At 69.7% G+C, this 11,977-nt stretch carries 12 protein-coding genes; 6 read left to right on the forward strand and 6 right to left on the reverse strand.

From position 1 onward, the window contains the following. The coding region (locus H2037_RS17020) for a DUF4893 domain-containing protein (RefSeq protein ID WP_292124309.1) at positions 1 to 608 on the forward strand (608 nt) is incomplete at its 5' end. A 48-nt stretch (positions 609 to 656) separates the two neighbouring features. Further along, positions 657 to 1,388: a DUF4893 domain-containing protein gene (locus H2037_RS17025; protein WP_292124311.1), complete on the forward strand. Its 732-nt coding sequence runs from the start codon at positions 657 to 659 to the stop codon at positions 1,386 to 1,388. 31 nt (positions 1,389 to 1,419) lie between these two features. Here H2037_RS17025 and H2037_RS17030 read toward each other — a convergent pair whose 3' ends face one another. After that, positions 1,420 to 1,908: a hypothetical protein gene (locus H2037_RS17030; protein ID WP_292124313.1), complete on the reverse strand. Its 489-nt coding sequence runs from the start codon at positions 1,906 to 1,908 to the stop codon at positions 1,420 to 1,422. Positions 1,909 to 1,995: 87 nt separating this feature from the next. After that, the gene (locus tag H2037_RS17035) at positions 1,996 to 3,639 is read right to left on the reverse strand and encodes a serine hydrolase (protein ID WP_292124314.1); all 1,644 of its coding nucleotides are present in this window, start codon (positions 3,637 to 3,639) and stop codon (positions 1,996 to 1,998) included. Between the two features lie 122 nt (positions 3,640 to 3,761). On the opposite strand from H2037_RS17035, the gene H2037_RS17040 reads away from it, so the two are divergent. Further along, complete coding sequence (locus H2037_RS17040) at positions 3,762 to 4,406, forward strand: LysE family translocator (protein ID WP_292124316.1); 645 nt, start codon at positions 3,762 to 3,764, stop codon at positions 4,404 to 4,406. Between the two features lie 38 nt (positions 4,407 to 4,444). Here H2037_RS17040 and H2037_RS17045 read toward each other — a convergent pair whose 3' ends face one another. Then, entirely contained in the window at positions 4,445 to 4,798 is a 354-nt protein-coding gene (locus H2037_RS17045) for a BA14K family protein (RefSeq protein ID WP_292124318.1), read from the reverse strand. Between the two features lie 257 nt (positions 4,799 to 5,055). Between H2037_RS17045 and clpB the strand changes: the two genes are divergently transcribed. Continuing rightward, on the forward strand, positions 5,056 to 7,644 hold the full coding sequence (gene clpB, locus H2037_RS17050; RefSeq protein WP_292124320.1) for an ATP-dependent chaperone ClpB: 2,589 nt from the start codon (positions 5,056 to 5,058) through the stop codon (positions 7,642 to 7,644). 295 nt (positions 7,645 to 7,939) lie between these two features. Here clpB and H2037_RS17055 read toward each other — a convergent pair whose 3' ends face one another. Together H2037_RS17055 and H2037_RS17060 are read right to left on the reverse strand one after the other, a co-directional pair. Beyond that, complete coding sequence (locus tag H2037_RS17055) at positions 7,940 to 8,395, reverse strand: EF-hand domain-containing protein (protein ID WP_292124322.1); 456 nt, start codon at positions 8,393 to 8,395, stop codon at positions 7,940 to 7,942. Between the two features lie 118 nt (positions 8,396 to 8,513). Next, positions 8,514 to 9,011 (reverse strand): hypothetical protein, encoded by a 498-nt coding sequence (locus H2037_RS17060; RefSeq protein WP_292124324.1) that lies wholly within the window; start codon positions 9,009 to 9,011, stop codon positions 8,514 to 8,516. A gap of 149 nt (positions 9,012 to 9,160) precedes the next feature. Between H2037_RS17060 and H2037_RS17065 the strand changes: the two genes are divergently transcribed. Both H2037_RS17065 and H2037_RS17070 read left to right on the forward strand, forming a co-directional pair. Then, the gene (locus H2037_RS17065; RefSeq protein ID WP_292124326.1) at positions 9,161 to 9,880 is read left to right on the forward strand and encodes a response regulator; all 720 of its coding nucleotides are present in this window, start codon (positions 9,161 to 9,163) and stop codon (positions 9,878 to 9,880) included. Further along, on the forward strand, positions 9,877 to 11,199 hold the full coding sequence (locus H2037_RS17070; protein WP_292124328.1) for a HAMP domain-containing sensor histidine kinase: 1,323 nt from the start codon (positions 9,877 to 9,879) through the stop codon (positions 11,197 to 11,199). The genes H2037_RS17065 and H2037_RS17070 overlap by 4 nt, the downstream gene beginning before the upstream one ends. Before the next feature lie 6 nt (positions 11,200 to 11,205). Here the strand turns inward: H2037_RS17070 and prmC are convergent. Next, positions 11,206 to 11,977 (reverse strand): peptide chain release factor N(5)-glutamine methyltransferase (gene prmC, locus H2037_RS17075; RefSeq protein ID WP_292124330.1); only part of this gene is annotated, 772 nt, incomplete at its 5' end.

Consider the following 11,977-nt stretch of genomic DNA (forward strand, 5'->3'; position numbering starts at 1 on the left):
GCGCCGTGATCACGCCGCGCCAGTCCATAAGCACGCCGCCGCCTTCCAGCGGATCCGGCGGCGTGCTTATGGACTGGCGCGGCGTGATCACGGCGCTGGATCGAGATCGTTACCAGCGCCGGGACGCCGCCTGGGATCTGGCCCTGCAGCAGGCCCGCCGCCAGCGCGGCTCGGGCGACCTGAACAGTCTCGGCGACCTGATCGATCCCAACGCCGCCCGGCCCGGCGTGGCCCCGCCGCCCGGCGACTACCGCTGCCGCACCGTCAAACTGGGCTCCCAGGGCGGCGATGAGGGGCTGGGCTATGTGGTCTACGGCTGGTTCGCCTGCCGCATCGAACAGACCCCGCGCGGGCTGAAGTTCACCAAACTGACCGGCTCCCAGCGCCCCTCGGGCCTGCTGTTTCCCGAGAACGACCGGCACATGCTGATGCTGGGCTCCATGGCCCTGGCCCAGGAACCGGCCGCCAACTCCTATGGCCGCAACCCGGACCGCGACCTGGTCGCCGTGGTGGAACGCGTCGGCGAGGCCCGCTGGCGGCTGGTCCTGCCCTGGCCGCAGTACGAGTCCAACCTCGACCTGATCGAGCTGGTCCCGAAGACCGACTGAACCTCGCGGCGGCTTGGCCGTTCGTCTCCCGAACCGATGGAGACGCCCATGCGCCGCACCCCGATCCTCTTCGCCTTCACCGCCGCCGCTCTCGCCGCCTGTGGCGACAATCGGCCGAATGGTCCGGCCGAGATGTCTCCGGCCGTGACCGAACCCGCCCCCGGCGTGCCGCCTCGGGCCGCGCCCCAGGCCACGGCCACCCCGGCGCAACAGGCCGCGCCCGGTGGTCTGCAGGGCGGGACCGACGACTGGCGTCAGGTCGCCTCGGCCTCGGACGCCAGTCTGTTGGGGCGTCTTGATCAGGCCTGGCGCATGGCGCGGGCGGAGGCCGACGCCGCCGGCTTCGCCCGTCAGGTCGAGGCGCTGGGCCCCCTGGTCGATCCGAACGCCGGCCAGGTCGGCCGCCTCCAGCCCCCGCCCGGAACCTATCGCTGCCGCACCATCAAGCTGGGTCGGCGTGCGGAGGGCCAGGGGCTGGCCTATGTCGACTATCCCTGGTTCGCCTGTTCGGTCGAACTGACCCCCGGCGGCGATCTGGTCCTGACCAAGACCGGCGGCTCGCAACGCACGCGCGGCCTGCTCTATCCCGACACCGACCGGCGTCTGGTCTATGTCGGAACCCAGGCCTGGGGAGACGAGACCGGCTTCCCCGCCTATGGCGAAAACCCAGAGCGCGATCAGGTCGGGGTGCTGGAGCGTATCGGCCAGAACCGCTGGCGTGTGGTCTTCCCCTGGCCCAAGCAGGAAGCCAAGCTGGAACTGCTCGAAATCACCCGCTGAGGCGGGTCGCCCGGCCCGATAGTTCCAATCCTCAGCGCGCCCCGGTCGAACGCGATATGGCCGCTCGCATCCCCTCGGCGTGAAGCGCGCCGGAAGGGGCGATGCCGGTATTGGGGGTTTCGGCCGGGCCTGTGTCGGCGGTTCGGTCGGTCGGTCCGGTCCAGGAGGGAGATTCGGCCTTGCGGCTGACGGCCTCACGCAGATGTTCGGTCGCCTCGCGGGCCTTGGCCGCGCCCTTGCCTGTCCGGCGGCCGGCCATTTCGCCAGACACGCGGCCGATGGCGTCGGTCAGCAGAGCCTTCTTCTCGCGCGCGCCCGTGTCCGCTCCGGCGCTCTCGCCTCGACCCTGGGCGGCGCGGGCGCGGGTTCGGATCTGGCGCTGGGCCTTGTCGCGACGCGCCCTCAGCCGGCCGATCAGATCCTTCAGTTCCGAGGACGACAGCTGGGTCAGGGCCCGGCTCCGCTCGACCATCTCCGCTTCGTCGCGGTCGAGCGGGCGGGTGTCGATTGTCTTGGTCATGACGGTCCTTCCTTTCTTTGAAGGAAGGACAGCGTTCCGTCTCCAGGGACGTTCCGCCCTTGCGCTGTCAGGCCACAGCCCTCCCGGTCACATCCGCGTCAGACTCAAGTCCTGATAGTCATAGGAAAAATCGATGTCGGGCGACACGCCCTTCAGCCTCGCCGTCGCCGGTCTGGCCGTCTGTATGCTGAAGGTGACGAAGGCGTCTTCCTCGCGCTTGTCCGGGAAGCGGGTGCGGAAGGTCTCTCCGTCATAGGGCTCCAGCCAGCCTTGCAAGGCGGGGGTGTGGGTGAAGGTCAGCCACAGGCCCGGCTTGCTGTCGCGGCCGCGACCCCGGCGCTTGGAGGCGATGACGATGTCGCCGTACCAGGGGTCGCGCCAGGTCCCGGCATAGGCCTCCAGCGGCATGGCCGGCGGGGCGCCAGCGGCCTGTTTGGCGTCGATCTCGGCGGCGGCGGCGATGGATTTCGCATTGCCCTCGGCCTCGAGCCGCTTGGAATTGGCGATCCAGTCGACATCGACCTTGCCCATGCACAGGTCGGCGATCCCCGAGCGCAGGGCGCGCAGCAGGAAGCTCTCCTCGGCGTTGGAGAAGATGCAGAAGCCGGTCTTGCGGCCGGGGATCAGCACCGTCGCCGAAATCCCGCCGGGAGAACCGCCGCCGTGGCTGATCAGCCGCTCGCCGCGATAGTCCTGGACCTGAAACCCCATGGCGTAGGTCGAGGCGATGGCCCGGTTCGGCAGTTCCGCCGTCGGTCCCGGCGAACTGCCGACGATGATATTGGGTCGCACCATTTCGCGCGCGGCGGCCTCGGAATACAGCCGCGTCCCGTCCGGCAGCAGGCCGTCGTTCAGCCGCACGGCGATCCATTTGGCCCAATCGGTCGGGGTGGTGCAGATGCCGCCGGCCGCGGCGGCCGAATCCCAGTTCCACACCTCGACGATCGAATCCGCGATCGGCGTCATGGCCCCCTGATAGCGCAGCGGGGGGCCGACACGGCCGTGGGGCAGGGCGGACCTGGCCGGATCGGCCAGTCGCGCCAGGGGTACGGTCTCGGTCATGCCGACCCGGTCCAGGATCCGGGTCTGGACGAAATCCTCCCAGCTCTGGCCCGACACCGCCTCGATCACCGCCCCGGCGACCACGAACATCAGGTTGCAATAGTGGTAGCGCGCGCGGAACCCGTCCTCGATCGGCACGAAGGCGGCCTGGGCCAGAACCTCGGCGCGGGTCCGGTCGCTGTTGGGCCAGAACAGCAGATCGCCGGCGCCCAGGCCGAATCCGGCGCGGTGGCTCAGCGTGTCGCGCACGGTGATATGGTCGCCGATATAGGGGTCGGACAGGCGGAAGTCGGGCAGATAGGTCCTGATCGGCGCGTCCCATTTCACCTTGCCCTCGTCCACCAGAATGGCCAGGGCGGCGGCGGTGACGTTCTTGGTGTTCGAGGCGATGGCGAACAGGGTGTGTTCATCGGCCCTCGCCGGCCGGCCCTGGACCTTGACCCCGTATCCGCGCGCCAGCACGGCCGTCCCGTCCTTGACCACGGCGATCCCCAGCGCCGGCTGATCGGGCCAGGCCGCCATCGCCGCCTTCACATAGGCGTCGACCGCCTGGGCCAGGGCCGCGTCATCGTTGGACGCCTGCGCCCAGACCGGCGCGCCCAAGGATTGGGCCGCCAGCGCCGTGGCGCCTCCGGAAGCGAACAGGGCGCGGCGGGACAGGACGGTCATGGGAAGCACTCAGACTAAGGACGTCCCAGGCTTAGCCGCCTCGTCGTCGAATGCAACCGCCCCCCGACGCCGCGATTGGACCCGGTCTTCGACGCGGCCTAGAGATGGCGCCGGAGGCGAGGATGGATGTTCTGACGTACGGGCCGGTCGATCCGGGGGTCGTCCTGCCGTTTCTGGCGGCCGTCGTCCTGATCGAGCTGACCCCGGGCCCCAATATGGGCTGGCTGGCCCTGGTGTCCTTGTCGCAGGGACGAACGGCGGGGCTGGCGGCGGTGGCGGGCATAACCCTGGGCCTGACGCTGTGGATGCTGGCCGCCGCCTTCGGCCTGGCCGAGATCGTCCTAGCCTGGCCGTCCCTGTATCACGCCGTCCGCTGGTCGGGGGTGGTTTTCCTGCTCTGGCTCGCCTGGGAGGCCTGGCGGGGGGAAGGCGACCCGGCCGGCGCCGCGCCCCGGACTCAGGATCGCCGCCGCGCGCTCTTCCTGCGGGGGTTGATCGCCAACCTGCTGAATCCGAAAGCGGCCCTGTTCTATATCGCCCTGTTGCCGGGCTTCATCCGTCCTGATTACGGCCCGACCCTGCCCCAGGCGCTCACCCTGGGCGGGATCCATGTGGCGGTCAGCGTGGCGGTTCACGGCTTTATCGTCGTGGCGGCGGCCCGCGTGACCCGGCTTGGCGTCGGCGGTCAAGGCGCCGGGGTGCGGGTCATGTTGGCGGCCGGCCTGGTCCTGATCGCCGGCTGGACGGCCTGGGAGACACGCCTCTAGGCCGGACCGCATCCGCGGCCCGGCCCAGGGATCAGATCCTACAGGGTGCAGATCGCCGTGCGACCGGCGCGCACCGTGTAGCGGTCCGTACGCGGGTTATATGTGCGATAGCGCTGCTGACAGGCGCGGACGTGAGCGTACCAGTTGGATTGACGCTTGAAGTGAGCGGGCGGCGCGGGAGGGCGCGAGCCCCAGCTGGACTGCCACGATCCGTAGGCGTCGCGGTGTTCGCCGCGATTGTCATTGCGGTTCTCGTTACGGTTCTCGTTACGGTCGTCGTTCTGGTGCTGCTGGGACGAACCGGGACGGTTCTGGTCGAAGGCGGCGGCCTGGGCCGAGGCGGCGGACAGGGCCATCAGGCCGGCTGCTGCGGCGATCAGGATGTTGCGCATTGGGTGCTCCTTTCAGTGAGCGGGTGGATGCAGGCTTAACGCGCCGCCCCGGCTAATCCGTTGCATTAATTCAAATATTTCGTTTCCGAAACCGAACGGACCGGCCGTCGCCGCAATTGACCTCGGTCAAGGCGCGCGGGCGGGCTTGTCGGCTCTTGTGTGGCTGCATCGACACACCCACTTCCTCTGGCGAACCGAGACGTCGCTTGCTTCAGAGGGCGTGTCGGACCACTTCCGCCTCACGAGGGGACACGCGCATGAATCTCGACCTCTATTCCGACCGCGCCAAACAGGCGGTCCAGTCGGCCCAGTCGCTGGCCCTGGCCCGCCGGCACCAGCAGTTCGCGCCCGAACACCTGCTGAAGGTGTTGCTGGAGGAACGCGACGGCCTGGCGCGCAATCTGATCACCGCCGCGGGGGGCGATCCCCGCCGCGCCGAGGCCGAGGTCGAGACCGCGCTGAAGAAGCGCGCCCAGGTCACCGGCGGCTCGGGCCAACTCTATCTGGACGGCGACACCGCCCGCGTCTTCGCCGCCGCCGAGGAGGCGTCCAAATCCGCCGGCGACGCCTTCGTCACCACCGAACGCCTACTGGCCGCCCTAGCCAGGGAGGGCGGGGTCGCCGCCGAGGTGCTGAAATCCGCCGGGGTCACCGCCGACAAGCTGGAGGCCGCCATCGCCGAGGTGCGCAAGGGCAAGACGGCCGACAGCGCCGGGGCCGAGGACGCCTATGACGCCCTGAAACGCTACGCCCGCGACCTGACCCTGGCCGCCCGCGACGGCAAGATCGACCCGGTCATCGGCCGCGACGAGGAGATCCGCCGCACCATCCAGGTCCTGGCCCGCCGCACCAAGAACAACCCCGTCCTGATCGGCGAACCCGGCGTCGGCAAGACCGCCATCGTCGAGGGCCTGGCCCTGCGCATCGTCAACGGCGACGTGCCCGAGAGCCTGCGCGACAAGACGGTGATGGCGCTGGACATGGGCTCCCTGATCGCCGGCGCCAAATACCGGGGCGAGTTCGAGGAGCGGCTGAAGGCCGTCCTGTCCGAGGTCTCGGCGGCCGAGGGCGGGATCGTCCTGTTCATCGACGAAATGCACACCCTGGTCGGCGCCGGTAAGGGCGACGGGGCCATGGACGCCTCCAACCTGCTGAAGCCGGCGCTGGCGCGCGGCGAACTGCACTGCGTCGGCGCCACCACCCTGGATGAATACAGGAAACACGTCGAAAAGGACGCGGCCTTGGCCCGTCGCTTCCAGCCGGTCTTCGTCGAGGAGCCCTCGGTCGAGGACACGGTGTCGATCCTGCGTGGACTGAAGGAGAAGTACGAGGTCCACCACGGGGTCCGTATCTCCGACAGCGCCATCGTCGCCGCCGCCACCCTGTCGAACCGCTACATCACCGACCGTTTCCTGCCGGACAAGGCCATCGACCTGATCGACGAGGCCGCGTCGCGTGTGCGGATGGCCGTCGATTCCAAGCCCGAGGCCCTGGACGAGATCGACCGCCGGCTGGTCCAGCTGAAGATCGAACGCGAAGCCCTGAAGAAGGAGACGGATCAGGCGTCCCAGCACCGGCTGGAGAAGCTGGAGGACGAGATCGCCGATCTGGAAGGTCAGTCCGACGACCTGACCGCCCGGTGGAAGGCCGAGAAGGAAAAGGTCGGCCAGGGCGCCCAGCTGCGGGAAACCCTGGACCGTCTGCGGCTGGAACTGACTAACGCCCAGCGCGCCGGCGACCTGGGCCGCGCGTCCGAGATCGCCTACGGCCAGATCCCGCAGATCGAGAAACAGCTGGCCGAGGCCGAGGCCAACGAAACCTCGGGCAAGGGCCCTCTCACCCCGGAAGTCGTCGACGCCGAACAGATCGCCGCCGTCGTCAGCCGCTGGACCGGCGTGCCGGTCGACAAGATGCTGGAGGGCGAGCGCGAGAAACTGCTGTCGATGGAAGACGCCCTGTCCGCCCGCGTGGTCGGTCAGGACGAGGCTCTGGCCGCCGTCTCCGACGCCGTGCGCCGGGCTCGCGCCGGCCTGAACGACCCCAACCGGCCCCTGGGCAGTTTCCTGTTCCTGGGCCCGACCGGCGTGGGCAAGACCGAACTGACCAAGGCCCTGGCCGAGTTCCTGTTCGACGACGAGGCGGCCATCACCCGCCTGGATATGTCCGAGTATATGGAGAAACACTCGGTCAGCCGCCTGATCGGCGCCCCTCCCGGCTATGTCGGCTATGACGAGGGCGGCGCCCTGACCGAGGCCGTGCGTCGCCGCCCCTATCAGGTCGTCTTGTTCGACGAGGTCGAAAAGGCCCACCCCGACGTCTTCAACGTCCTGCTGCAGGTGCTCGACGACGGCCGCCTGACCGACGGCCAGGGGCGCACCATCGACTTCCGCAACACATTGATCATCATGACCTCCAACCTGGGCAGCCAGTATCTGGCCGAACAGGGCGAAGGCGACGACGTCGAGGCCGTCCGCCCCTTCGTCATGGACGCCGTCCGCGCCCATTTCCGGCCCGAGTTCCTGAACCGGATCGACGAGATCATCCTGTTCCACCGCCTGGGCCGCGAACAGATGGGCGGCATCGTGCGGATACAGCTGTCCCGCTTCGAAAAACTGCTGGCCGACCGCCGGTTGAACCTGTCGTTAGACGACAGCGCCCTGGCCTGGCTCGCCGACCGCGGCTACGACCCCGCCTATGGGGCAAGGCCGCTGAAGCGGGTGATCCAGAAGGAACTGGTGGACCCGATTGCGAGGAAGCTGCTGGCCGGCGAGATCGAGGACGGCGGGGTGATTGCGGTGTCAGCCGGCGAGGGCGGGTTGGAGATCGGGAAGGCGCGGGTGCATTAAACCTCCGCTCCCTACTTTCGTCATGCTCCGGAGGATGATGGGGCGGAGCTAAATGACGGTGAAGCGGTGAGAACCCCTCCGTCACGACGCTGAAGAAGCGCCGCGCCACCTCCCCATTTCATGGGGAGGAGACAGATGACGGGCGTCGCACCGTCTCCTCCCCGCTTGCGCGGGGGTGGAGGGGTTCTGGACGCCGCACGATGCCGGAACACTTCGTTCGCGACAGGTTCGCGCTCGTGCGCGCCGCTGGATCCCCCGGTTCCGCTTTGCGGCCCGGAGGATGACCAAAGGAGCCTCAGCCGCCGACGCCCATCGAGCGGGCCAGGTCGACGATTTCGTCGCGGGTGATGAAGCCGTCGCGGTTACGGTCAGCGGCGGCGAAGCGTTCGCCGTTGGTGGCGCGGAACTCGTTCAGGTCGACGGCGCGGTCGTTGTTGCGGTCGATGGCGCGCAGCTTCTGGATCTGTTCGCGGCTGGGGCGGCGCTGGGGCGCGGCGGCGCCTTCGGGGCGCAGGGCGCGCAGCTCGGACATGGTCAGCCGGCCGTCGTGGTCGGCGTCGGCGCGGGCGAACCGGGCCTCGCGCGCGGCGTCGAACTCGACGCGGGAAAGGCGGCCGTCATTGTTGACGTCGGCCTGCTGGAATAGGGCGCGGCCGGCGTCCGCAGGTGTCTGGGCCAAAGCCTCGGCTGGGGCGAGGGAGGCCGCAGCGAGGGCGGCGGCGGCGAGGGCGGAGAGGGCGAGGGTTTTCATCAGGGGTCTCGATCGGGAAAAGAAGGACCCCGGCCGCGGGGTTTGGGGGCGCGGCCGGGGCGACGGGCGGAGGACAGGGTGAGGAACTCCGCCCGAACCGGGGAACGGGGGTTCAGGCTCAGTAGGGGCGCGTGACCGTCGAACTGCGCGAGGCGCCGTTGTTGGTGGTGGCGGAGCGGTTCACCGTCGAGCCGTTCTCGTCGCTCGAGGCGTCGACCTGACGGGTGTAGCCATGGCCGTTCGAGGTCTGGACCGACGCGTCGCGGCTATAGCCGTCCTCGCCGTAGGAGACCGAGCCGGTGCGGGTCTGGGTGTTGCCGGCCGGGCCGGTGTGGACGCTGGTGGTGGCGTAGCCGTCGCCGGTGTCCACCGTGGTGCGCGACCGCGAGCTGGACCAGCTCTCGCCGTCGACCGTGCCCGAGCGGGACACGGTCGCCGAACTGGGGCTGCGATAGATGTCGGCGTTGCGCGTGGCGCTGTGGTTGGGGCCGGTGACGGTGGTCGAACGTTGACGCGAACGGGATTGGGCGTCGGCGCTGTCGGCGACCGCGGCCACGCCGGCGACGGTCAGAACGCCGGCCAGGGCGGCGACGGCGAAGGGGCGATTGAAGCGCATGGGCAGGGTCCTTTTGCGAGGTCCGGCCTTTTCCGGACGACCACAGACTGACAGACCCGGCCGCCAGGGGTGTGTCGCTCCGGCGCCTGTGCGTAACAGCGTGTATCCCCTACTGGCGGGGCAGGGACGGTTGCGCCAAAGCTTGGCCCATGACGACGGCGCTGATTTATCTGGTCGAGGACGACCCCGAGATACGCGAACTGGTGTGCGCCCTGCTGGCGCGCGAGGGCCTGACCTGCGTGGCCTTTCCCGAGGCTGCGGCCTTCTGGCGGGCGTGGGCGGATCATCGGCCGGACCTGGTGATCCTGGACCTGATGATGCCGGGCGAGGACGGGCTGTCGATCTGTCGCCGCATCCAGGGCGCGGTCCCGGTGCTGATCGCCTCGGCGCGGGGCGAGCCGATGGACCGGGTCGTGGGCCTGGAGGTCGGGGCGGACGACTATGTCGCCAAGCCGTTCGAGCCGCGCGAACTGGTGGCCCGGATCAAGGCCCTGCTGCGTCGGCGCGACCGGGCCGAGCCGTCCCAAATTCCGGCCCAGATTCCGGCCCGCCGCGTGGTGTTCGACGGATGGCGGCTGGACCTGGCCTCGCGCGCCCTGACCGACGCCGAGGGACGGGCGGTCGAGCTGACCGGGGGAGAGTTCGATCTGCTGGCCGCCTTCGTGAAACGCCCGCAGCAGATCCTGTCGCGCGACGACATCATGGACGTGCTGAAGGGCCGCCAGGCCGACGTGTTCGACCGCTCGATCGACATCCAGGTCTCGCGCCTGCGCCGCAAGCTGGGGGACGACCCCCGCGAGCCCCGTCTGATCCGCACCGTGCGCAACGCCGGCTATCTGTTCACCGCCGACGTGGAGGCGGCGTCGTGAGGCGGCTGGGCCTCGCCAACCGCCTGACCCTGACCCTGGTCCTGGTCGTGGTGGCCTTCCAGGCGATCAGCGTCCTGGGTCTGATGGCCCTGCAGCAACAGGATCAGGACGAATGGCGCCTGCCCGTTCCGGTGCGGATCGCCGCCGCCGCCGCCGCCCTGGACCGCACGCCGTCCGCTCGCCGGGACGATCTTCTGGTGGCCCTGAACGGGGACGCGACCCGGTTCTTCATCACCGACGGGGTTCCCGCCGGCTATCGCCAGCGCGGCGGCGCCCTGCCGGTCCTGTTGCGCAGCTATGGCGCGGCTCTGGAGGGGCGCGACGTGCGTCTGCTGGTTCCGGAGGAAAGACGCCGGTTCCGACCCCGTTTTCAGGGCCGTCGCACCGCCGTCTATGCGATCTCCGTTGCTCTTGAAGATGGACAGCGGCTGGTGGTCGCGCCGGGCCTGGGACAGCGTCGCCGCGGCGTCGCCATGGCGGCCCTGGTGTTCAATCTGCTGGTGGGGCTGGCCGCCGCAGTCCTGGTGTGGCGGACGGTGCAGCGCGCGACCCGCGACCTGCAGGTCATCGCCGACGCCTCCGACCGGTTCGCCGTCGATCTCGGCGCCCCGCCGATGGACGAGACCGGCCATGCCGAGGCGCGACGCGTCGCCTCGGCCTTCAACCGCATGCGCGCCCGCATCCAGGCCCTGATGGGCGAACGGATGCGGATGCTGGCGGCGGCGGCGCACGATCTGAAGACCCTGATGACCCGGCTGAGGCTGAGGGTCGCCCTGATCGAGGATGCGGACCAGAGAGCCCGCGCCGACCGGGACGTGGCCCTGATGGCCACCCTGATCGAGGACGTCCTGCTGGTCGCGCGCGGCGAGGAAAGACCGGCCGTTCTGGTTCCTGTGGATGTGGAGGAGCTGCTGACGGACCTGGTGTCGGAACGCGCGGCCCTGGGTCAGGCGGTCAGCCTGGGGCGTGTAGAGCCGGGGCGCGTCCAGGGCGACGTCGTCGCCCTGCGCCGCATCGTCGAGAACCTGGTGGAGAATGCGGTCGTCTACGGCGGATCGGCCGAGGTAAGTTTCCAGCGCGACGACGACCGCTGGCGGCTGGCGGTGGTCGACCATGGGCCGGGGCTGACCGCGGCCTTCGCGGACCGGGCGTTCGAACCCTTCGCGCGGGGGGAGGCCTCCCGCAGTCGCGCGACCGGCGGGTCCGGCCTGGGCCTGTCGATCGCCCGCTCCCTGGCCCAGCAGATGGGCGCCGACATCCGCCTGGAGACCACGCCGGGCGGCGGCGTCACCGCCCTGGTCCTGTTCAGGATCGGCTGAGCCGCCTCACTCCTGCGGGATCGGATTGGTCCGGGGGTCTGGCCCGTTGGTGACGACGCGGTCGCGTTCGCCCAGGTCCTTGATCACCTTGACGTCGGTGAAGCCCTGGGCCTCGAACAGGGCCTTGACCTGGGGCCCCTGGTCCCAGCCGATCTCTACGGCGAAGACGCCGCCCGGCTTCAGGATCCGCTTCACCTCGGGCGCCAGGTCGCGATAGGCCTGCAAGCCGTCGGGCCCGCCGTCCAGGGCCAGATGCGGGTCATGGTCACGGACCTCGGGGTCCAGGGTCGGGATGTGGTCGGTGGGGATATACGGCGGGTTGGACACCACCAGGTCGAAGCTGGCGTCGCCGAAGCCCGCCGCCCATTCGGTGCGCAGGAAGGCGGCCCGATCGTTCAGGTCCAGGTTGGCGGCGTTCTCCTTGGCCACGGCCAGGGCCTCGGACGAGATGTCGGTTCCCACCCCCTGAGCGGCCGGCCGCTCGGCCAGCAGGGCCAGGACGATGGCGCCCGAGCCGGTGCCCAGGTCGATGACGTTGAAGGCCTCGTGCTTGGCGAAGGCCAGCAGGGCGATGTCGAGGATGGTCTCGGTGTCGGGCCGGGGGCTGAGGACGTCGGGGGTGACGTTCAGCATGATCTTCCAGAACCCCTTCTTGCCGACGATGCGCGAGACGGGCTCGCGGCGCAGGCGGCGTTCGACCATGGCCTCGTACTCGGCCTGCTGCTCGGCCGTGACGATCCGGTAGGGGTCGGTCAGGATGTCCATGCGGCTGGCGCCG

Origin of the sequence: Brevundimonas sp. (genome assembly GCF_013912065.1) — a bacterium.
Taxonomy (GTDB): domain Bacteria; phylum Pseudomonadota; class Alphaproteobacteria; order Caulobacterales; family Caulobacteraceae; genus Brevundimonas.